The 22830-nt window shown below is 42.5% G+C and carries 23 protein-coding genes and 1 riboswitch; of the genes, 20 read left to right on the plus strand and 3 right to left on the minus strand.

Features of this window, described 5'->3' with window-relative positions:
* Positions 1–127 precede the first annotated feature (127 nt).
* The 5 genes from ACED29_RS13420 (at position 128) to ACED29_RS13440 (ending at position 5046) form a co-directional block, all read left to right on the plus strand.
* Positions 128–925, plus strand: a complete 798-nt coding sequence (locus tag ACED29_RS13420) for an EcsC family protein (protein WP_124017762.1) — start codon at positions 128–130, stop codon at positions 923–925.
* A 327-nt stretch (positions 926–1252) separates the two neighbouring features.
* Positions 1253–2176, plus strand: a complete 924-nt coding sequence (locus tag ACED29_RS13425; protein ID WP_371697856.1) for a formate/nitrite transporter family protein — start codon at positions 1253–1255, stop codon at positions 2174–2176.
* Between the two features lie 215 nt (positions 2177–2391).
* Entirely contained in the window at positions 2392–3105 is a 714-nt protein-coding gene (locus ACED29_RS13430; protein ID WP_371697857.1) for a ZIP family metal transporter, read from the plus strand.
* Between the two features lie 312 nt (positions 3106–3417).
* Complete coding sequence (locus ACED29_RS13435) at positions 3418–4287, plus strand: DMT family transporter (RefSeq protein WP_371697858.1); 870 nt, start codon at positions 3418–3420, stop codon at positions 4285–4287.
* A 426-nt stretch (positions 4288–4713) separates the two neighbouring features.
* Positions 4714–5046 (plus strand): multidrug efflux SMR transporter, encoded by a 333-nt coding sequence (locus ACED29_RS13440; RefSeq protein WP_124017758.1) that lies wholly within the window; start codon positions 4714–4716, stop codon positions 5044–5046.
* Between the two features lie 208 nt (positions 5047–5254).
* Here ACED29_RS13440 and ACED29_RS13445 read toward each other — a convergent pair whose 3' ends face one another.
* Positions 5255–6418 (minus strand): iron-containing alcohol dehydrogenase, encoded by a 1164-nt coding sequence (locus tag ACED29_RS13445; protein WP_371697859.1) that lies wholly within the window; start codon positions 6416–6418, stop codon positions 5255–5257.
* 253 nt (positions 6419–6671) lie between these two features.
* Between ACED29_RS13445 and ACED29_RS13450 the strand changes: the two genes are divergently transcribed.
* From ACED29_RS13450 to ACED29_RS13475, 6 genes are all read left to right on the plus strand, one after another.
* On the plus strand, positions 6672–7541 hold the full coding sequence (locus tag ACED29_RS13450) for an AraC family transcriptional regulator (protein ID WP_124017756.1): 870 nt from the start codon (positions 6672–6674) through the stop codon (positions 7539–7541).
* Positions 7542–7599: 58 nt separating this feature from the next.
* Entirely contained in the window at positions 7600–7923 is a 324-nt protein-coding gene (gene yqfB / locus ACED29_RS13455) for a N(4)-acetylcytidine aminohydrolase (protein ID WP_124017755.1), read from the plus strand.
* Between the two features lie 349 nt (positions 7924–8272).
* Positions 8273–9610 carry a coproporphyrinogen III oxidase family protein gene (locus ACED29_RS13460; protein ID WP_124017754.1) on the plus strand — a complete coding sequence of 446 codons (1338 nt, stop codon included), beginning with the start codon at positions 8273–8275 and terminating at the stop codon, positions 9608–9610.
* Between the two features lie 90 nt (positions 9611–9700).
* Positions 9701–10546 carry a PfkB family carbohydrate kinase gene (locus tag ACED29_RS13465; protein WP_371697860.1) on the plus strand — a complete coding sequence of 282 codons (846 nt, stop codon included), beginning with the start codon at positions 9701–9703 and terminating at the stop codon, positions 10544–10546.
* Between the two features lie 277 nt (positions 10547–10823).
* The gene (locus ACED29_RS13470) at positions 10824–11516 is read left to right on the plus strand and encodes an MOSC domain-containing protein (RefSeq protein WP_124017752.1); all 693 of its coding nucleotides are present in this window, start codon (positions 10824–10826) and stop codon (positions 11514–11516) included.
* Positions 11517–11557: 41 nt separating this feature from the next.
* A complete protein-coding gene (locus ACED29_RS13475) occupies positions 11558–11917 on the plus strand; it encodes a DUF4870 domain-containing protein (RefSeq protein WP_182757237.1) in 360 nt (119 codons plus the stop codon).
* A gap of 93 nt (positions 11918–12010) precedes the next feature.
* Here the strand turns inward: ACED29_RS13475 and ACED29_RS13480 are convergent, their stop codons facing one another.
* Both ACED29_RS13480 and ACED29_RS13485 read right to left on the minus strand, forming a co-directional pair.
* Positions 12011–13930, minus strand: coding sequence for a methyl-accepting chemotaxis protein (locus ACED29_RS13480; protein ID WP_371697861.1), 1920 nt, complete (start codon positions 13928–13930; stop codon positions 12011–12013).
* Between the two features lie 216 nt (positions 13931–14146).
* A complete protein-coding gene (locus ACED29_RS13485; RefSeq protein WP_124017749.1) occupies positions 14147–15796 on the minus strand; it encodes an electron transfer flavoprotein-ubiquinone oxidoreductase in 1650 nt (549 codons plus the stop codon).
* A 231-nt stretch (positions 15797–16027) separates the two neighbouring features.
* Positions 16028–16160: riboswitch (molybdenum cofactor riboswitch) on the plus strand.
* Between ACED29_RS13485 and moaA the strand changes: the two genes are divergently transcribed.
* The 9 genes from moaA (at position 16148) to ACED29_RS13530 (ending at position 22798) form a co-directional block, all read left to right on the plus strand.
* Positions 16148–17128, plus strand: coding sequence for a GTP 3',8-cyclase MoaA (moaA, locus tag ACED29_RS13490; protein WP_124017748.1), 981 nt, complete (start codon positions 16148–16150; stop codon positions 17126–17128). (Overlaps the previous riboswitch by 13 nt.)
* Before the next feature lie 86 nt (positions 17129–17214).
* Positions 17215–17691: a cyclic pyranopterin monophosphate synthase MoaC gene (moaC, locus tag ACED29_RS13495; protein ID WP_124017747.1), complete on the plus strand. Its 477-nt coding sequence runs from the start codon at positions 17215–17217 to the stop codon at positions 17689–17691.
* Positions 17692–17755: 64 nt separating this feature from the next.
* Complete coding sequence (moaD, locus tag ACED29_RS13500; RefSeq protein ID WP_124017746.1) at positions 17756–18004, plus strand: molybdopterin synthase sulfur carrier subunit; 249 nt, start codon at positions 17756–17758, stop codon at positions 18002–18004.
* A 1-nt stretch (position 18005) separates the two neighbouring features.
* The gene (gene moaE / locus ACED29_RS13505; RefSeq protein WP_124017745.1) at positions 18006–18473 is read left to right on the plus strand and encodes a molybdopterin synthase catalytic subunit MoaE; all 468 of its coding nucleotides are present in this window, start codon (positions 18006–18008) and stop codon (positions 18471–18473) included.
* Between the two features lie 42 nt (positions 18474–18515).
* Positions 18516–19364 carry a molybdate ABC transporter substrate-binding protein gene (modA, locus tag ACED29_RS13510; RefSeq protein WP_273058983.1) on the plus strand — a complete coding sequence of 283 codons (849 nt, stop codon included), beginning with the start codon at positions 18516–18518 and terminating at the stop codon, positions 19362–19364.
* Complete coding sequence (gene modB, locus ACED29_RS13515; protein ID WP_124017743.1) at positions 19364–20044, plus strand: molybdate ABC transporter permease subunit; 681 nt, start codon at positions 19364–19366, stop codon at positions 20042–20044. Before modA ends, modB begins: the two co-directional genes overlap by 1 nt.
* On the plus strand, positions 20028–21140 hold the full coding sequence (locus ACED29_RS13520) for an ABC transporter ATP-binding protein (protein ID WP_371697862.1): 1113 nt from the start codon (positions 20028–20030) through the stop codon (positions 21138–21140). The genes modB and ACED29_RS13520 overlap by 17 nt, the downstream gene beginning before the upstream one ends.
* A 490-nt stretch (positions 21141–21630) precedes the next feature.
* Positions 21631–22107, plus strand: coding sequence for a hypothetical protein (locus tag ACED29_RS13525; RefSeq protein ID WP_235781676.1), 477 nt, complete (start codon positions 21631–21633; stop codon positions 22105–22107).
* Between the two features lie 13 nt (positions 22108–22120).
* Positions 22121–22798, plus strand: coding sequence for a response regulator transcription factor (locus ACED29_RS13530; RefSeq protein ID WP_182698745.1), 678 nt, complete (start codon positions 22121–22123; stop codon positions 22796–22798).
* The last annotated feature ends 32 nt before the right edge of the window (positions 22799–22830 follow it).

Here is a 22830-nt window from a genome sequence, read left to right on the forward strand (position 1 = left end):
GGCTTATTGTTGAATAAGAGCTTTAAGTTGATTTGCAACCGACGCTATTTTACGTCAAATTAGTTTCAGTGATTTAGGTTTATTATAGAACTGCTCAGGTGCCTTGTCTCACTACTAAGGAATTTACGTGAATATTTCAGAATCACACAGAAAAGAGCTTTTGGTTGCTAAATCGCTATTAGAAAACCCTGGGCTAGCGGTAAAAATAACTAGCTTTATAGGTACTCCTATTGAAAAAGGTTTAGCGTTACTACCTGAAAACTGGAATAAAAATATTGCCAAAGTCACAGAAAAATCGCTACTTAAAGCGTCTGATGCGGCGATATTTACAATGAAAGATATTCCCGGAGAACAGTCGTCTAATGTTTGGCATAAATTAGGCGTTGCGGTGAGTGGTGGTATGGGTGGTTTTTTTGGCTTAGCTGCAATTGCCGTTGAGCTTCCTATTTCGACAGCAATAATGTTGCGCTCTATCGCTGATATTGCTCGAAGTGAAGGCGAGTTGATTACTACGCTGGAAACCAAGATGGCTTGTTTAGAGGTCTTTGCATTAGGAGGCGCAAGTGATTTGGATGATAGTAGTGAATCAGGATACTTTGCCATACGCGCTACGCTAGCTAAATCTGTGTCTGAAGCCACTGAATTTATGCTTAAAAAAGGGCTTACCGATGAGGCCGCGCCTATTTTAGTTAAGTTAATTACTAAAATCGCTGAAAAGTTTGGCGTTCAAGTGACGCAAAAAGCTGCAGCTCAAGCTGTACCCGCTATCGGCGCAGCTGGTGGCGCAGTCATCAATACTTTGTTTATTGATCATTTTCAAGACATGGCCAGAGGGCATTTTATTGTACGAAAGTTAGAGCGAGTATACGGACATGAAAGTGTAAAAATCGCCTATGAATCGTTAGCTCAAAAAGGCAATAGATAACTTCACATGCGCAATTCATTTTGATAATAAGCGTATTTCATACGCCAGTTTTATTACGCTGATACGTCAATGCGCTTTGTGTACTAAATCAATTACTCGTTTGCTATCAGTGATGCAAACCGTTCGGTTTGGACTGGCTTAATTCATCTCTTATATTCAATAGCGGTTCTGTAAACACAAGCTCGCAGGTACATTATCGACCAGTAATACCCTAGCCAGACCATTATACTGCTCGCTGTGTTTGTTGAATAGATGACATAAAGCATCTATTCTTTATGCACTTAGCTATAACATCAAGCTGGATTTTAGTCAGAGAAGGATAGCAATATGACACAACCTGTACCTGAACAGGCCGATAATACTAAGTCGTCAACAATCGACGATCTACAGCCAAACAACAAGGCTGTTAAACGTGAAGAGCGGCAGAAGCAGTCAACAAAAGTAGAGATAGCGTTGACAGGTTCAGAGCGTGAAGCTGTGGATGAGCATGGCAGTCTTTCATCTCTCACCGTCTATTCTATTATTCTGCGTGAAGGTCAGGAGGAGCTGCAGCGGCCGCTACTCTCTTTGTGGTGGTCTGGTATCGCGGCTGGTATCGGTATTTCATCATCGGTGTTGGCTGAAGGTATCATCCGAAGTAATCTAGGCTCCGATCACCCTTATTTGTCGCTTATTGAAAGCCTTGGATACACTTTTGGTTTTGTACTCGTCATTTTAGCAAGACTGCAGCTGTTTACTGAAAACACCATCACAGTCGTACTGCCGCTGCTAGCCAGCACAACACAGCGTCGTCTGGTGTGTACTGCTCGCTTGTGGGCTGTGGTATTGGCCGCTAATTTCGTTGGCACTTTGTTTACCGCGGCTATTTTCGTTCACGGTAGCGTTTTAACAGAAGAGATCCTTAGCGCGGTTCTCCAGATATCACGCCATGTCGCCGAGTTAACGCCGGCAGAGACACTGATGCGCGGCATTCCGGCGGGCTTTTTTATAGCCGTACTGGTGTGGATGTTGCCCTCGGCAAAAGGGTCTGAAGTGCTGGTTATTATTATGTTTACATGGTTAATTGCAGCTGGAGGCTTTACTCATGTTATTGCTGGCTCCAATGAAATATTTAGCCTTGTTGTCAATGGGGAGATGAATATGTTCACTGCGCTATCACACCATATCGGTCCCATGCTGCTGGGCAATATTATTGGCGGTACAGGGCTGTTCGCCATGTTAGCTTATGGCCAAGTTAGAGAAGAAATGTAAATTTCATATTGAAACAAGTGATGTTGTCTATTCTCAACATGGCTGACATGGTTGTTTTTATATGATTTACTGGAGCCATTTCATCAGGCGCTTGATTTATAATGAGTCAGCACCTGTCTTAAATGATGACGATGTTGGATGACCCATATCGTCTCACATAGCTTAGTCCTGTTATGCAGGTTACAGCAGCGTAATACTCTTTTAAGGATTTAATCATGTCTTTGCTGCTAACGGTTTTAGCAACCACATTGCTTGCTGGTTTGGCTATGCCATTAGGGGCCTTAATTGCCCGTTTTGAGAGCGTCAGCAGTGAGTGGCTTGAGCAGGAGTTTAGGCACAGTGTCATGGCTTTTGGCGGTGGGGCACTATTGTCTGCCGTTGCTTTGGTTTTAGTACCAGAGGGTATAGCGCATCTTAAGCCATTATCTGCTTGTATCTGGTTTATGGTCGGTGGGCTGAGCTTTATGGCCCTTGATATTTACCTGCAAAAAATAGCGACGCCTGCTAGCCAGCTTGCTGCAATGCTGGCTGACTTTATCCCTGAGTCCATTGCTCTGGGAGCCGCATTTGCAACGGGCAGCAGTAATGCATTTTTACTTGCAGCGTTAATCGCGCTCCAAAATGTGCCAGAAGGATTTAGTGCTTATCGTGAGTTAAATGGCTCTTCTGCTTTTCGGCCCCATAAAATTATTCTTATGTTTTGTTTTATGGCATTGCTGGGCCCCATAGCAGCCATGTCTGGCTATTTATGGCTTTCAGAGTCGCCAAAAGTGATTGCCGCAGTCATGCTGTTTGCCTCTGGCGGTATTCTCTATTCAATATTTCAAGATTTAGCTCCTCAGGTAAAACTAGAACAACGTTGGGCACCGCCAATGGGAGCGGTATTAGGGTTTTGCCTTGGTATGCTGGGGTTAATGTTAACCGCATAATCAATACTATCGTTAGGTAACATTGGACAATCTCCAGACGACAAAGGGAGTCAACAAAAAGGATGATGCTCAGTTAACTTATCTACATTTAACCATCGTTGTGCCAGTCTTTATGTCGAGTAGATAATTAACTCTGTGAATTTTTGCTTAGCCGGTCGACGGCCTCACATATCATCAACCTCTGTTGTTATCTTTTCGGTATCTGAATGATATAACTTGTGTGACAGACGGTAATTATTGCTGCAGGGTTTTATCTGTCTCAGGTAGAATGCCGGCCCAGCACTTCGTTTTTTATTTTTGGATATCCTCTAAATGCAAATCAATCGTGTACTTCTGACCGCTGTCGGTAGTGTGTTACTGGCTATGGTGACCATTCAATCCGGCGCTTCTTTAGCCAAGCAACTTTTCCCTTTGGTTGGGCCAGAAGGCACCACCGCTTTGCGTTTAGGCTTTGCTGCTACCGTACTTTGGTTGGTGTTTCGCCCATGGCGAGCATTACCACAAGGCCGAGATTGGCAGAGTATTATTATTTATGGCCTATGTTTAGGTGGGATGAATATCCTGTTTTACTTAGCTATTGATCGCATTCCTCTGGGGATAGCTGTTGCGCTGGAGTTCACCGGCCCTTTAGCGGTCGCTTTATTTGGCTCTAAGCGCAAAAGTGATCTGTTTTGGGTTGCCTGTGCTGTTGCGGGGATTTTGCTGTTAATGCCTGATTTATCTAGCGCACAAGGGCTTGATCTCACTGGTGCATTAATGGCATTAGGCGCCGGAGCATGTTGGGCTGGTTACATTTTGTTTGGAACTCGCACAGGCAAGCAAGCATCAGGTGGCATCACCGTTGCCTTAGGCATGACTGTTGCTGCAGTCGTTCTGGTACCTATTGGCGCAGTTAGCCAAGGCATGGCATTACTGAGCTGGGAAGTGTTACCGCTTGGATTATTAGTCGGGGTGTTATCCAGCGCTTTGCCTTATTCTTTGGAAATGGTGGCCTTGAGAAATATGCCGACACAAGCTTTTAGTGTGTTGATGAGTTTAGAGCCTGCGATTGCCGCATTGGCGGGCTTCATTATTTTAAGTGAGCAATTGACCTTGCTCCAGTGGGCCGCAATCGGTTTAGTGATTATCGCCTCTATCGGCAGTAGCTTTACGCCTAAAAAAGCCATCGAGATGGGCGTGTAGCTTTGTTGATAGTCTTTGTTTGTCTAATACATTGATATTCATGCTTTGGTTTGTCGTTAAAGGTGCTACAAGCCACAATAGCTAGCTTATGCTGGCTGTGTGTTTAGGGTTAACTTTATCGCTGAATTATAATTTTTCGCTCATTGATTCCAGCTATGGATTCTAGGTGTCGCCAGCCATATTTTTCACATCTTGTCGCTCATCGTTTTTATCGCCGATAGGTCACAGGCACAATGATCAAGATAGCTGCTTAATGTTTTCTGCTTACAACCGTAATGTTATCGATTAATAAATGGCGATGTTAGTCACGTATTATGTGGTTGTTAAATCTACTGTGGCACAGAAGAGGAGATAAAAGACTAGACTGTTTTTTTATTATTTAGGCTTTATACTTCCCGGCTGTTTTGTCTTTATAGAATGTAAAACATGAAAAGTTGGATATTTTTAAGTGTGGCCATTTTAACTGAAGTGGTAGCCACTTCAGCGCTAAAAGCCAGTGATGGATTTTCAAAATTAGCGCCTTCAATCGTAGTTGTTGTCGGCTACGTATTATCTTTTTATTTTTTATCTCTCGCACTAAAAAGTATTCCTGTTGGTGTTGCTTACGCTACTTGGGCTGGACTGGGTATCGTATTAATTACACTTATTGCTTGGGTGATGTATGGGCAAAAATTAGATTTAGGTGCACTGGTGGGGATGGCGTTCATTTTAGTCGGTGTCGTTGTGATGAATTTATTCTCAAATGTGACTCCGCATTAGCGCGTTAACTAATAAGTAGGCACTGAGCTATTGAGCCCTAGTCTGTTAAGTAACGGTATTGATTAGCAACTTATGGTGCGCATTCGTCGTCCGTTTCGGGGCAATAAAAAGGGCTTAACAATGATAGTCATTGTTAAGCCCTTTTTTGTATCAGTGGTAACTCAAACCCAAACGATCAATGAGTTTATCGTTTGGGTTATCAGTACTATTACCACGCCATGTCTAAAATCTTGCGACTGGTAGCTAAATCCACTTTGCCGCTTTCAGATAATGCCGTCATACCGTGTGCTTCTAAAGCATCTATCACTAGGCCAAGCTGATCTTGAGTGACACCATGATCGCGCAAGCGTGTCGGTAACCCTACTTGCTTGAAGAACGCCTCTGTTTTATCAATCGCTTGATCTACACGGCTGCCTTCATCACCTTCAGTAATATCCCAAACGCGTGCAGCGTATTGCACTAATTTAGCGTGCTTTTGCTCTTTTAATACGCGCCATAATGATGGCAACACAACGGCTAAGGTTTGCGCATGGTCAATATGGAATAATGCAGTTAACTCATGGCCAATCATGTGCGTCGACCAATCTAAAGGGACGCCAGTGCCGATCATGCCGTTTAAGGCCGATGTTGCACTCCACATTAAGTTAGCACGAGCATCATAATTGGTTGGTTCTTCAACCGTAATAGGACCAACTTCGATTAGGGTACGTAAAATACCTTCAGCCATGCGGTCTTGTACACGGGCATCAACAGGATAGGTCGCATATTGCTCAAGTACGTGTACAAAGGCATCGACTACACCATTTGCCACTTGGATTTTTGGTAAGCTAAAAGTCAATTCTGGATCGAGCATGGCAAACGTTGGGTAAACGCATGGATGATTTACTGGGAATTTACCACCTTTATAGCTGACTACTGCAAAGGCGTTCATTTCAGAACCCGTTGCAGGAAGCGTTGCAATAACTCCCAGTGGAATAACCTTGTCATTAGCCACGGGTACCGGTGTAAAGCCGTGATGTAATAAGCTTGCCGTGTCGCCATCAAACTGAGTCGCTAAAGCGATAAACTTAGTACCGTCCATCACTGAGCCACCACCAACAGCGAGTAAGAAGTCGATGTTTTCTTTACGAGCAACTTCAACCGCTTTAATGAGTGTGTCGTACTTAGGGTTCGCTTCAATGCCACCGAACTCAAATACTACGCGGTCACCTAATGCAGCTTTAACTTTATCTAATGTGCCAAAACGCTGAACGCTGCCACCGCCATAAGTGATTAATACTCTTGCATTGGCTGGAACAAGCTGATCTAACTCTGCGATACGGTCTGTACCGAAAACAACATGTGTAGGGTTACGATAATCAAAATTAAGCATAATAGACGCCTTTTGGTTTTGCGCTGAAACAAAGAGTTGGCTTCTTGTGTATATAGGTTTTTTATACACAACAGCAACGATAAATCATCTGGCTATGATAGCCCTTTGAGTCAAAATAAACATACACAGAACTATCGTGTTCATGCCTATTCCTATCTTTATTGTATGAATATGATGATTTTTAGATAAATTAAATACCTTTTTCTGCTTTTTTGCTAGTATCATCACCATGATTTATTCTGAGGGGAAGGGTATGAGTGAGATAGCAAGATTAATGGCGCCGCTTGCGCCTAAAGAGGGCGTTAATCATACTCATTTAGCGGGTGTTAATGTATTTCGTAGCTCGCAGTATGGCGCGCGTGGACCAATGTGCTACTCGCAAGGTGTACTCATTGTTGGCCAAGGTAAAAAGCGGGTTTACTTAGACAATCAAAGCTTCGATTACGATCGCCAGCGTTCATTAGTGATGACGGTACCATTGCCGGTAGAGTGTGAAACCTTCGCCAGTATTGAAGAACCGGTATTAGTGTTGATGGTTGATATCGACTTAGTACAGCTTAATTATATTATTCGGCTGATGGACGAGCATAATCAAATTCCCAAAGATTTAAATGAATCGCGTCAGAGTGGTTTTTTTGTTGCAGACAACACTGAAGACATGGATTGTAGCGTGATTAGACTATTACAAGCATTGCAATCACCGCTTGAGGCTAAAGTGATGGGTGAGGCGTTAGTGCTTGAGCTGTTATATCGTTTGTTAGACTCACCTAACGCAGCGCCATTGTATGCATTATCTTTAAGCCACACACGTTTATCTAGGGTTGAAAAAGCCCTCAGTTATATTCATAAGCATTATGGTGAGTCGGTCGAAGTCGACACATTAGCCAGCCTAGTTAATATGAGCCCGTCTGCATTTCATCGTTGCTTTAAAGAAGTCACCGCATCTTCACCGATACAATACTTGAAGAAAATTCGCCTGAATAAGGCCAAAGCATTACTGCAACTGCAAAAACTCAAGGTCAAAGAGGTATCGACACAAGTGGGTTATGAAAGTACTGCCCAGTTTAGTCGTGAGTTTAAGCGCTACTTTGATCAAAGCCCGGGCGAGTGCGCTAGGTTATAATATTTTATATCGATAAGGTGCTATAAACCCATCTTATGTTTTCTGTTAAGGTTTCCCTATGTCAGCTGCGCCAACGCAAATTACCTTTTTTGAATTTTTAACGCCGTTAGTCGCATCTGGACTAAAAACCATTACTATCCGCGATATAAGCGAGAGCCATTACCAACCTGGTAGCCAAGTTGAGGTGTTCACCCTCGAAAACCATATTAAAGTGTGTGACATTATGATTTTGGCGGTTGAGCCATTAGCCTTTGCTGACATTAATGAGTTTCATGCCGCCCAAGAAAGCTTGCCATTAGCAGAGTTAAAGCTGCTTATTCAGAAGGTCTATCCTAATCAGCCAACATTATTTATGATTTCATTTAAATTGGTTGCAGCTTAATCGCTATTATTTCCCTAAATGCTGCACTAAGACTAAGACTAAGAGTATCCAGATTCTATTTTATTCCTAACCAATTATTCGATAGTGCGCGATCAAGCCTTTATTTTATATGTTTGTTTTGGTTGCTGCATAAACTGTTTCATTGGCGATCTAACAGCAGTGTCTAAAACATGATCTGCTTAACAAATGGGTAAGGATAAGCGTGTTAGTTTATGTATTTGTTGGCGAGTTCGCATTTTAGCAATTTATAAAGTGTTATTTTGATTTCCTGCATCTACAGTGCGTCTTTTATTTAGCGCTTTTTATCAATGGTTTTTGCTCTCAGTGACTCATTCAGTTAGGATTTTTTATGTCTCCAATTATTCAATCAGCCAGTCATGAGCTGATTAAACCTTATCAGTCAAATATTACGGTACCCAATTGGATGATCAGTTCTATGGAGCGGGTGATGCAATATTATGTTGATAAGAATTTGCGTCTCGACACCATCTCAACAGACCGCATGCCTAAGCCCGTTGAAGGCAAAAAATATATGTTGTACGCACACATTCCGTTTTGCCATACCTTGTGTTCATTTTGTACTTTTCACCGATTTTTATTTCGTGAAGACAAAGCGCGCGAATATTTTGTGGCGCTGCGCAAAGAAATGCAAATGGCCAAAGATTTAGGCTATGAGTTTGAATCTATGTACATTGGTGGCGGAACGACTACCGTACTTGAAGATGAATTAGCCCGCACAATTGAACACGCAAAAAATCTGTTTCCTGGCATTAAAGAAGTCTCTTGTGAGTCGGATCCACAACATTTAGCCAGCCCTGAGTTTAAGCAGTTAAAAGGTTTGGTCGACAGAATGTCGATTGGGGTACAAAGCTTTGACGACGGCATTTTAAAAATGACTGATCGATTAGATAAGTTTGGTTCAGGCCAGCAAACCTTTGACCGCATTATGGCAGCTAAAGAGCTATTTCCGATCATTAACGTTGATTTGATTTTTGGCTTTCGTGGGCAAACAGAAGAGATTATTCGGTCTGACCTTGAAATGGCGTCTAAACTCGATCCGCGCCAAATTACCACTTATCCATTGATGATCACCCATCAAACGCGTAAAAGTGTCAAAGCAGATCTGGCAGCACCTCATGGTGAAATGGTTAATCAGTACCGCCAAATTTTAAATCGCTTAACTGGACAATATACTCAATTGTCTGCATGGGCGTTTGGTAAAACCAATGATGAAGGTTTTGATGAGTATGTGATCGACTATGATGAATATCTTGGTGTCGGTTCAGGCTCATTTAGTTTTTTAAATGACACCTTATATGTAAATACTTTTTCGCTAAAAAAATATCAACAACGTATTGCTGAAGGTCGAATGGCTGTTGAGCAACAGAAAAAATATCAGCTAAAAGAAGTCATGCAGTATCGTTTTTTACTGGGGATGTTTTCTGGGCGTTTATCGCGTCAATATTTTCGCGATACTTTTAACGTTAATCTAGATACCGCCTTGTTTAAAGAAATGGCATCAATGAAAGCGATGGGGGCACTAAAAAATGATCCTATTAATCCAGACAAACTGATTGTGACCGACAATGGCAAAATGCTCGGATTATTGATGATGAAGGAGTTTTACTCGGGTATGGACAATGTGCGCGCCCAATTACGTCAACCACTTGCTGAAGCGGATATGTGATCCTGTGATCAACCACCAAAGGCCGTGTTAATCACGGCCTTTTTGTTATACTCAAGGTTCTTTTTAACTACACTTTTTTAGGTGAGTTGCATGGCTAATATTCTTTTGCTTGCCAATATTAATTGTGATCGCATTCTAATGCTTGATAAACCCTTACAAACCGGTGGTCGATTTCATTATCAAGACGGTGGGTTACGTTTAGGCGGTGGCGGCGCGAACACTGGCTTAGGTTTAGTATGGGCCCAGCACAATGTGTCATTGGTGAGTGAGGTTGGCAGTGATGATATTGGCGATTGGATTTTAGCTAAGGCCAGCACTTTAGGGCTTGATTGTCGCTTAGTGCATCGTTTTAATGGCAATACGTGTGAGATGCTATTGGTGATGACCCCAGATGGTGAGCGCACCATTATTCGCCCTCAGCGACCTATTTTTGAACTGCCAGTGCCGCCTAAATGGCATCATTGGGATGCCTTTTATATTAACTCTTCGGCAAAAGGTGCTGGTGTTTGGGCGGCAAATGCTATTGCATCCAATCCTAACTGCAAAGTGATATCTCAACTGGCGAAAGATGAACGTAACCGTCCTTGTCATGTACTCATCGCGTCGATTACCGATATGCAAGGGCGCTGTAATCAAGACCCATGGCTATTTGCTTACGCGATTGCGGGTGATACATTGGAGTACTTTATTGTCACCGATGGTGACCAGGGAGCTATGGTGTACAGTGCCGACGGTGAACAACATGTGCCCGCGGTTACTGCTGACGTTATTGACACCACTGGGGCCGGCGATGCTTATGCTGCTGGGGTTATTCATGGTTTATGTCAGCAGATGTCAATTACCGATGCGATGCATGAAGGCGCTTTGTGGGCCTCATTTGCCGTTGCCACCCAAAGCTCAATTCCTGGCGAGGCCTTAAAACAGTACTTAAGTTAACGGCTATGAGTAATGATTAACTTTGAGGATGAATACATGTCTATGCACATGACTAAAATAGTCTTCGATTGTCATTTTAGTGTCATTGTTAGCGCTTATGATAAGTCCGTCTAAACAACTTTTATAGTGTCGGATGGTTAAGATCATTTTTCACTATGTTTTTAAGTATTATCTCCCATTATATTTATGGCCTTACTCTTCCCCAGTAAGGCTTTTTTTTGTCTGAAAATTGGGTATATTGGCACTCTGTAATCATGTTTAAGCAAGGACCCGCTGGATGAGTAAGCTATGGGTGAAAGGTATTTCTGGGTTATATTTAGGTGATCAAGTGCAAATGCATAATGGTGTTGCCAGTTGCATTAACCAAAAACATATCGCTAAGCAGTTAACCGTGCAATTTGATCGAGTTATCGGTAATAGCGAGGCTGATCCTAAGCATCATGGCGGGCTAGATAGAGTGCTGCATCATTTCCCGCGAGAGCATTATGGTCAGTACCGCCGCTGGGATTTAATGTCGACCTTTTTTGATGCACCTTCAATGGGTGAGAATATCAGTACTGTCGGCCTTAATGAGGCGCAAGTTTATATTGGTGATATAGTCCAAATTGGAGATGTGACATTACAAGTTACCCAGCCGCGATCACCTTGTTTTAAACTCAACTTGCAATTTGGTCACCCTAAATTTGCTTTAGCAATGCAAGAAAGTCGCATGTGTGGCTGGTTTTACCGAGTGCTATCGGAAGGCGATATTAATCCGAATGACAGTATTGTTTTGTTAGAAAGAAAAACGGATATCAGTGTCGCTAAAGCGATGCAGATATATTTTTTAGCAGAATTTGATGCTGCGCAATATCAGATACTGCTTGAATGTGAAGGTTTAGCGCAAACTTGGGTTAACTCATTACAGCGCCGACTTGATCAACAAAGTATAGAAGATTGGGCGATGCGCTTGTATGGCAATGCCAGTTAGTTAACCATAATATTATAAGAAATCTTGATAAGGAATATCACATGACCGAACTAACAGACACGTTATCCAAAGACGCTAAAAATATGGGATTATTAGTACATGCCGCCAGTTTTGTCGGTTATATTTTCCCTCTGGGCAGTGTTCTTGGGCCGTTAATTATCTGGTTAATGAAGCGAGACGAGTTTGAGTTTGTAAACCAATGTGGAAAGAACTGCATTAATTTCAAACTAAGTTTAATGATTTATGCCTTAGTGTCTGGGATATTGATTTTTATTGGTGTGGGCGTATTACTACTGGCAGCGTTAGCATTACTCGACATTATTTGTACCATCATCGCAATGGTGAAAGCCAGCGATGGCAAAGCTTATCAGTATCCACTGACTATTCGGTTTCTGAAATAACTAGCATGATAAATATATCGTGATCGGCAACAACCATGAGCATAAAAAACGCCACTCAAATGAGTGGCGTTTTGTTAAAACGATTTATCGCATTTACACTTTAAAACGAGCAACTAGGGTATCTAGTCGAGTGGCTAATTGGTTCAATGATTCACTTGCGTGTGCAGCGGCATGAGCTGTTTCTGCGGTACGTTGAGTAATATCGTTGATTTCAGTCACATTACGATTAATGTCTTCAACCACAGTTGATTGCTCTTCCGTCGCGGCTGCAACTTGTATGTTCATATCGCTAATCAGTGCAATTCGTTCACTAATACCGCTTAATGACTGGCTCGCTTCATCAACAGCTGTGACACCCTCATGCGAGCGGCTGCGCGATTGTTCCATAGCACTGACTGCTCGCGTCGTTTCTGATTGAAGTTTATCTATCATAGTTTGTACTTCGTTAGTCGAAGCTGCCGTACGAGAAGCTAAGTTACGGACTTCGTCTGCAACAACAGCAAAGCCTCGTCCTGCTTCACCGGCTCGAGCCGCTTCAATTGCCGCGTTCAGTGCCAATAAGTTAGTTTGCTCTGAAATTGCACGAATAACATCTAAAATACTGCCAATCGATTTAGTGTGCGTCGCTAATGATTCAATCACGTCACCGACTTGTTCGACGTCTTTAGATAGTTGATTAATGGTTTCACGTGCCCGTGTTACGACTTTCTGACCTTCAATTGATTCCGCATCTGCATCGCGGGCTGTGACTGCGGCTTGAGCAGCGTTAGTTGCAATTTCATTAACCGTAGCGCCCATTTCGTTAATTGCGGTAACCACCATAATCGTACGGTCTTTTTGTAACTGGCTGTCATCTAACGTCTGGTGTGACTGATTTGATACATCAATAGCAGATAAACCTAGCTGTTGGCTTGTGCTGGCAACTTCCAGGACCGTATCTTGGATCTTACTGATAAAGCTATTAAAACCACGAGCAAGCTGAGCAATTTCATCATCACCATTAACGGGTAGTCTTTGACGTAAATCGCCTTCGCCTTCACCAATGTTGCGAAATAGCTCGGCAATATGAGCAATAGGGCGGCTGACGGAACCTGCAACCGCAATCGAGATGGCTATAAATACCACTGCAATAAGAATGGTCCATATTAAGATCTGATAAGCGGACTCTTGTAGTAAGGCAAAGACTTCAGCTTCAGGCACTTGAGCCACTAAATACCAATCCATCGATTCAATATAGCTACTGGCAATCAACATGTGTTGGCCATCAACTTCTGCTTTAACTAAGTTAAAGTCACTTTTATTTAGCAGTTGGTTAGTATTGGCATTAGGGTATAAAGTGCTGAGCTTAGCCTTACCTACTTTATTGGTATCTCGATATAGTTTTACGTCACCTTTAGCATCCACTAAAAAGACAAATCCAGTGTCTTCAATTTTGAATGAATCTAATAAGTTAACCATATCATCTAGTGATTTAGCTAAGCCAACAAGCCCACGACCATTTGGCTGCTGATAGTTAATAAACAGTTTGACTTCACCATTGGCTTCGGTAAAAACATTGAGCATGCGCTCTTGTTTACTGTCGCGGTAATCAAAAAACCAACCGTCTTGTTCAGGGGTTAATACCCGTAAAAAGCCGTCTTGTGTATAGTAAGCTGCGGTTTCGCGATCGGCGTAAGACGCTTGAGCTAAGCCGTACTGATTTTTTAAGTCATTTAATTGTGCGATGACGAGGCTTTCTTGGTCCGCTGGGCGACCATTTTGGAGCCAGCCAAGCAACATTCTGCTATTGGCTAGTTGTTCTGCAGCATTCATTAAACTGCTAATTTGCAGGTCTACTTCATTGCGAATTTGCATGACTAAGCTTGGCATTTCTGAATTAAGCATACGCTGCTCGACAATTTGCTTAGCACTGCGTTGACTCAGTAATCCGACTAATATTGTTGATAGCAGTACAGCAACTGTCACTGTTAGCAATATTTTTTGTTTAATGGTAAGGGTATTAAATGTGCTCATCTACAACAGCCTCTTATGGTATATCTATGATATATCGGACACAATGCCAATAAATTGATAGTTATTTTGCTCTTAAGTTAATTAAGTAAACAAAATAGTCTTTTTGCGTAGGTTGTTCTGATTTTATGTGAGTAATAATAGTCTATAAAACAAAAAAAACGCACCTATATTTAAGTGCGTTTTTCGGCGGAGCCAATATTTTAAGTATTGGTTAGCTTACATATTTGGGTAGTTTGGCCCACCGCCGCCTTCTGGAGTGACCCAGGTAATATTTTGGCTCGGATCTTTGATGTCACATGTTTTGCAATGAATACAATTCTGAGCATTTATCACAAATTTTTTGTCGCCGGCTTCTTCAATCACTTCATATACGCCTGCTGGGCAGTATCGTTGCGCGGGTTCATCAAATTTAACTAAGTTGACCGAAATCGGAATACTTTGGTCTTTAAGGTGTAAATGGCACAGTTGATCTTCTTCGTGATAAGTATTCGACAGGTATACTGAAGACAGCTTATCGAAACTTAATTTACCGTCAGGTTTAGGATAATCAATCTTATTGTAATCACTGGCTAGGCCTAAAGTTGCGTAATCAGGGGTGGTATCCCTAAAGGTCAGCGGAAATTTACCACCAAACCAATTTTGGTCGATGTAATTAAAAGCGCCACCGACTATGGTGCCAAACTTATGTAATGCAGGACCAAAATTACGAGATTGATACAGTTCATCGTGCAGCCAGCTTTCTTCAAAACGTTGTTGGAAGCAATCGAGATCTTTACCACCTTCGATACCAGCCATCAAGCCTTCGCCTAACACTTTGGCTGCGATGATCCCACTCTTGATCGCGGTATGGGTGCCCTTAATTTTAGCAAAGTTAAGTGTGCCTGCATTACAGCCAATAATTAACCCTCCAGGGAAGCTCATTTTAGGCAGTGAATTTAAACCACCTTTAGCAATGGCACGTGCACCATAAGTTAAGCGCTCACCGCCAGTTAATGTTTTGGCAATCACTGGGTGAGTTTTATAACGTTGAAATTCATCAAATGGGCTGAGGTGAGGGTTTTGGTAATTTAAATCAATAATTAACCCCACTGCAACTTGGTTGTCTTCCATATGATATAGGAATCCCCCTCCAGATGAACCATTCACTAGAGGCCAACCGCCGGTGTGAACGACTTTACCTTGTTGGTGTTGTTCAGCAGGGATTTTCCAAATTTCTTTAAAACCTAAGCCATAATGCTGCGGTGTTTTACCATTGTCTAAATGGTATTTTTGGATCAGCTGTTTACCTAAGTGACCCCGACAACCTTCTGAAAAAACGGTGTATTTAGCATGTAATTCCATGCCTGGCATGTAGCTGTCTTTGTGTTGACCATTTTCGCCAACGCCCATGTCACCAATTAAAATACCTTTGACACTATTGTCTTCATTAAACAGTAATTCACTGGCGGCAAACCCGGGGAAAATTTCTACGCCAAGTGCTTCAGCTCTATTAGCTAACCAACGGGCTAAGTTACCGACACTAATAATGTAATTACCATCGTTGTGCATGGTTTTAGGCACAAAGCTGTTTGGTATTAAGCGCGATTTATTCTCTGAGTTAAGCAGATAAATTTCGTCATGAGTGACTTTAGTCGTTAGCGGGATATCAGATTCACGCCAATCATTAAATAATTCGTCCAATACATCCGCTTCAAATACCGCTCCCGATAAAATATGTGCGCCAACCTCAGAGCCTTTTTCTACCACGCAAACGGTGATTTCCTTGTCGGCATCTTTAGATATTTGCATTAAACGACAAGCTGTTGCTAAACCTGCAGGGCCAGCACCGACTATTACTACGTCGAACTCCATTGACTCGCGTTCCATGTTGTCACCTTTCAAAGTTTCCCGTTCATCGCGGGTTTATTGTTTTTCTACAACGATAACTAAACGATCGTTTATCTTTTTAGTTACCTTACCGCAAAATTCACTTTTGTCACAGTAGCAAACATAATCTTGTCAGGGTGAGACGAGTCACAAATAGTTAACGATATAATCTTTTTCATTAAGATATTCACTAAAGGGGTATTTGTTAAAAGGCAATTAGGCCTATAATTGGATCTGACGGTTCTCCGAGCTTTGTGTCCTAAGTCAATGATATGGGCAGTTAGCCGTGGTAATTTTGCCACCGGGGTGAGTAAAGAAATGCATTCACCTCCCACACTTGGAAAGGTTAACATGTCCCAATTACAAGATAGTTTTGGTCGAAGGTTTCACTATTTACGAATGTCAGTCACTGACGTTTGTAACTTCAAATGTTCCTATTGTTTGCCAGATGGGTATAAACCCGATGGCAAACCGAGCTTTTTAACCCTCAATGAGATTGAAAATCTTGTTGCAGGCTTTGGCGCCGTTGGCACTCAAAAAGTTCGTATTACTGGTGGTGAGCCCACTCTGCGCAAAGATTTCACTGATATTGTGCGGATTGTTGCGGCGAATCCCAATATTAATACCGTAGCAATGACCACCAATGGTTATCGTTTACAGCAGAATGCTAAAGAATGGTATGAAGCTGGTTTACGGCGTATTAATGTTTCCGTTGATAGCTTAGATCCTAAAATGTTTTATCAAATTACCGGCGAAAATAAGTTTGATCTTGTTATGCGTGGTATTGATGCTGCATTGGAAGCGGGTTTTGAGCGGGTTAAAGTCAACGCCGTATTACTTAAAGGCTTAAACGATAAAGATTTACCACGGTTTTTACAGTGGATTAAACATATACCTATTGATTTACGCTTTATTGAGTTAATGGAAACGGGCTTGGGTCGCGACTACTTTAATGCGCATCATTTAGCTGGCGTTGATATCAAAAAACAACTTGAGCAGCAAGGCTGGTTATACGATTTACCGAGCGTTGATGATGGTCCTGCACAGAACTTTAGTCATGCCGACTACCAAGGTCGTATCGGGCTAATTATGCCCTATGCTAAAAATTTCTGTGCCAGCTGCAATCGCTTGCGCGTATCTGCCAAAGGTAAATTACATTTATGCTTGTTTACTGAAAATGGCCTAGATTTGCGCGATTTATTGCAAGACACTTCACAGCAAGATGAGTTAATTACTCGGTTACACGGTCAATTAGCGCAGAAAAAAGAAACCCATTATCTACATCAAGGTATTACCGGTGTGACTCAGCATCTTGCCTCTATTGGTGGTTAAGCGGTTATTGAGCTAAACCGACTGATGCGGACATTTTTGTGACGCTCAGTCGATAGACATTGAATTTTTATTAAGGCAGTAGCAGCATGAGCAATCGTTTTACCCATATTAACGCCGATGGCAATGCCCATATGGTTGATGTCACTGAAAAAGCCGTCACTGAGCGCGAAGCCCGCGCAGAAGCCTTTATTGATATGGCTCCCACTACCTTAGCGATGATTATGAATGGCAGCCATCACAAAGGTGATGTGTTTGCTACCGCACGTATTGCCGGTATTCAAGCGGCTAAAAAAACTGCTGATTTAATACCTTTATGTCATCCGTTAATGCTGACTAAAGTGGAAGTTGAGCTTGAAGCTCAGCCTGAGCACAATCGTGTGCGCATTACCAGTTTATGTAAGCTATCGGGTAAAACCGGTGTAGAAATGGAAGCGCTAACGGCTGCTTCTGTCGCCGCCTTAACCATTTACGATATGTGTAAGGCAGTACAAAAAGACATGATTATTTCTCAAGTTCGTTTGCTTGAAAAACGCGGCGGTAAATCAGGCCATTTTCAAGCTTAAGCTGCCTTATATGAGCTAACGTTCATCCAATATGTTTTATGAATAAATGCATTGAGAGACCACTATGATCCAAGTGTTATTTTTTGCGCAAATTCGCGAATTACTCGATACCGCTAAAGTCGAACACAGTGCCGACAATATAGACACCGCCGAAGCATTACGCGCTGCGCTTGCTGCCACTGATGATAAGTGGGCTAAAGTGTTGGCATCAGACAAATTGCTGGTGGCGATTAATCAAACCATGAGCCAATGGGATTCGCCTGTAAATGACGGTGATGAAGTGGCCTTTTTCCCTCCGGTCACAGGAGGGTAATATGAAACAGAGCAATCAAATTATTGTCCGTGTGCATGCTGAAGATTTTAGCGTTGCCGATGAGTATGCGCTCTTGGCTTGCGATAATCAGGATGGTGCAGTAGTCAATTTTGTTGGCAAAGTTCGTGACTTTAATGATGGCTGCGCCGTAACCGATCTAACCCTAGAGCATTATCCTGGAATGACAGAGTCGGTTTTATTACAGATTAGCCAGCAGGCTTGTGAGCGGTGGCCGTTAAACAAAGTGACCATTATTCATCGAGTGGGTACGCTAACACTTGGTGAGCAAATAGTCTTTATCGGTGTCACCAGTGCCCATCGTAAAGCCGCTTTTGCAGCGTGTGAGTTTTTAATCGACTTCTTAAAAACCAAAGCCCCTTTTTGGAAACTGGAAGCGGGCGATACTGGCAGTAAGTGGGTTGAAGCGCGTGATAGCGATCAACAAGCGGCTCAAATGTGGAAAAAGTAATATTGTTCCGTATTACTGGTATACAGTAAGGATAATCTCTCAATGCCTTTCATTAATAGCATTACTCCAATTTTTTGTCGGCTGGTAAAGTATATTAACGCAAGTGGTATGGCGGCGTTACTGGCGACGGTGGGTGTGATTGGGTTCAGTTCCGCAAGCTTGGCCAGCGATGCTCCGGCCATTGCTGCAGCGGCTAATATTAAGTTTGCAGTAGATGAAATCGCGACGCGTTTTCAACAGCAAACAGGCTTGGAACTGCGGATTAGTTATGGTTCATCGGGTAATTTTATTACCCAAATTCAGCATGGCGCTCCATTTGAGATGATGCTCAGTGCTGATGAAGGTTATATTGATAAGTTACATCAAGCGGGCTTTACTCAAGACGAGGGCATTGTTTATGCCATCGGACGTTTAGCTCTTGCTGCTCCTAAGGCTTCGCCATTGATTTTAGACCCTGAGCTAGTGGGCTTAAGGCAGTTAATCGATGATGGAAAGCTATCTCGTTTCGCCATTGCCAATCCAGATCATGCACCTTATGGAGTGAGTGCCCGTGAAGTTCTCAAAGCAAAAGGTTTATGGGATGCACTCCAGCCGATGCTGATCTTAGGTGAGAATGCCGGACAAGCGACCCAATTTACCATTAGTGGTTCCACTCAAGGCGGTATAGTGCCGTTATCCTTGGTGTTAACACCTGAGTTTGCTAAGCGCGGTAACTACGTGATTATTCCAGACGTGTTATTTCAACCTCTTAATCAACGGATGGCATTGATGCCACAGGCATCTGAAACGGCCGAGCGATTCTATCAATACATGCAATCTAATGAGGCGCGGCAAGTGTTAACGCAATTTGGATTTAACTTACCTAAGCCTGTCGTTAAGCAGGGTGACTGATGGATTGGCAAGCGCTGTGGCTGTCGGTAAGATTAAGTTGTTTTACCGTTGTAGTGTTAATTCCGCTGGCCATAGTGGTTGGGCGATGGTTAGCGTACCGTCAGTTTAAGGGCAAGTCATTGCTTGAGGCTCTGATCATGGCACCATTAGTATTGCCCCCGACTGTTATTGGCTATTACTTATTGGTCGGTTTAGGCAATCAGAGCATGATTGGCCAGTGGGTTGAACAATTAACTGGTCAACAACTGGTGTTTCATTTCTCAGGGTTAGTCATAGCCTCTATTATTGTTAATATTCCCTTTGCTGTTCAGCCGATTCAACGTGCGTTTGAAACTATTCCTATTGATATTCGCGACGCTGCGGCTTGTTGCGGTATGAGCCGATTACGGATTTTTTTTCGAGTTGAGTTACCCATGATTTGGCCTGGTGTATTAACCGCCCTAGTACTGTGTTTCTCCCATGTGCTGGGTGAATTTGGTGTGGTGTTAATGCTGGGCGGTAACATTGCGGGTGAAACTAAAACTATCTCAATAGCCATTTATGATAGTGTGCAGGCATTCGATTTTGATTCGGCAGGGATGATGTCTTTAGTCTTATTGTTGTTTGCGGTAAGCGCATTAGCACTCACTACCAGTATGTCGAGGCGTTTAGGAGGGCATTATAATGCCTCGCCACGCTGATCTTACTTGTGATATTTCACAAACACTACCTATTCCATTGAAAGCGCATTTTAGTTGCCAAGCGGGTGAGGTCTTAGCGGTTGTTGGCCCATCGGGTGGTGGTAAAACAACACTACTGAGAATGATTGCTGGTTTGACATTACCGCAACAGGGGCAGATTCATTGTGGTGAACAGTTGTGGTTTGATGCACAACAGTCGATTTCACTCACACCACAGCAACGACATATTGGTTATATGCCGCAGCATTTTGGTTTGTTTCCGCATTTATCGGCGTTAGATAATGTCATTTCTGGGCTTGATCATGTGCCCAAAGCCTTAAGAAAGCAACGTGCACTAGATTGGTTGGAACGTGTCAATTTGCATGGATTACCTGATCGTTTACCCGCACAATTATCGGGTGGACAGCGTCAACGAGTTGCGCTTGCGCGAGCGCTGGCACGTGAGCCGGCTATTTTGTTATTAGATGAGCCCTTTTCTGCGGTAGATAAAGAAACTCGTGAGCGCTTATATATAGAGTTAGCGCGTTTGAAGCAACAACTATCCATACCGGTAATCATGGTAACCCATGATATTCACGAGGCCTTGTTACTGGCCGATAAAATGATATTAATTAGTCAGGGTAGGATGCTGCAACAAGGCAAGCCCTTTGAGGTGTTATCTCATCCTAATGATGAGGCGGTTGCGAGACAGATGGGCTTGAGAAATATTTTTGATGGCCAAGTTGTGTCACAAGATATTGAACGCAACATCACTCAGTTTACACTGGGTGATGAGCTCATCATCTGTGATAGCGTCCCCACATTAGAGATTGGTCAAGCTATTCGTTGGGTTATTCCCAATCAAGGGATTCGCTTTAATGCCATTAGCAGTGGTCGTCTGTGCAAGAGCATAAATAAGTTAGAGGTATTCATTGAATCTGTATTGATAATGGGCGAATCCTCTCGGGTGATCGCATCAGTTGTTGGCATAGGGTCAATCATTAATGCTGATGTACCAACTCATTTAGTGCAAAAGTTATCAATCGCGGCAGGAGTGCAAACGACCATAGCGCTCAAGTCAGACCAAATTCATATTTTAAATATCAGAGACAGTTGATCTTTTAAGATGAATGCAGCCAGAAGGGGACGGCTAAACGATTTTTCCCTTTAGTTATAAGGTATTTTCTCAGAATGGCTAAGTGCCACAACTTATGTCGTATTAGAAACTGTTTATCTCGAACCCAATTTAGCCATCAATGTTCAACAGCCCTTTGTCTTAACTTGGATCGTTAATTTATTTTAAATAACTTTTTAGCTCAGTTTGCTGCGCCGATTAGCGTGTGAGACGCATCAGTGCCGAATAAGATAACACAGCCTAATATTGGCGCGAGTTTGATCACTCTATTCGATCTTTTATACTGATTTTATGTCATAAAATGGCGCTTCAGCATCATTTAAAATGGTATTTATGATCAATTATTAATCTTAGATTTCTTGGGACTTTGGCTGCTCTTAGGTAAAGTGGGCAGGTAATAAAATTTTCAATTATATAGAGGCTCGTGATGGTTCGGTTGCTGCTAGCAATATGCTTTCTTCCTTGTGTCGTGATGGCCACCCCATCTATGCATTCCTTATTGATAAATGGTAACTTTTTAAAGCCCATTTCTGTCATGGAGCAATTAGAGCAACAAGATCAAGGTACAATTTGTGACTTTGATGTTGACGTCGAGGAAGGCTTGCTGGTATATAAAATTTCTATGGTTAACGTAGAAACCCACCGAATCAATAAATACGAATATCGGGCCTTAGACGGTATATTATTAACTGAAAAATCGTCTGCCTACGCAAGTGATGATACTGGTCAAGTTAATGCTGCTAAAATGCTCGAAGCTAAACATATGAAGTTTTCAGAATTAGTGACTCTTGCGATAGAAAATCAGCAAGGATATTTAACAAAGGCAGAATTGGACCACGATTTATCAATTAGTTATCTCGAATTAAAATTACTCAATCAAGATAGTAGAAGTACCATTGCTTTCGATATTGAAACTCTACGTCCTCTACCTCTGCTCAAATGGGATTAAAGACTCTATGACTATGCGTATTTTACTGGTTGAAGATGATGCTACTACATTAAAGTATGTAGCTGATGGATTTACTGCTCAGAAATATCAAGTCGACAGTGCGACGGATGGCCAGGAAGGTCTGACGTTAGCCAAACATAATCAATATGATTTATTGATCCTCGACCGTATGTTGCCTAAGTTAGATGGCTTAACGTTATTATCAGCTCTGCGTACCAGTGGCAACAAGACACCGGTACTTATTCTATCGGCCTTGAGCCATGTTGATGAACGCGTAAAAGGTTTACGTGCCGGTGGTGATGACTACATGACTAAGCCATTTGCGTTTGCAGAGCTATTAGTGCGTGCGGAAAAGCTTGCTCAACGTAATGTGGTTGAACCTGCTGCCACTGATATTGAAGTGGGTAGTCTAAAAATGGAGTTATTAACCCGTAAAGTTACCCTTGATGACAGCGAGTTAATGCTACAACCCAAAGAATTCCAATTACTTAAATATCTAATGGAGCATCCTAATCAAGTCATTAGCCGCACATTACTATTTGAAGCAGTATGGGATTACCATTTTGATCCTCGTACTAACGTGATTGATGTGCACATTGCCAAGTTACGTCGCAAGTTTGAAGAGCTTGGGCATGGTGAGCTAATTGAAACCGTAAGAGGGGCTGGATATCGCCTTTGCAAAAGGCATTAAGCCTTACCAGAGTAGTGCGTGGCGGATCACGC

Source organism: Shewanella sp. 5S214, assembly GCF_041439795.1.
GTDB classification, from domain to species: Bacteria; Pseudomonadota; Gammaproteobacteria; order Enterobacterales; family Shewanellaceae; genus Shewanella; species Shewanella vesiculosa.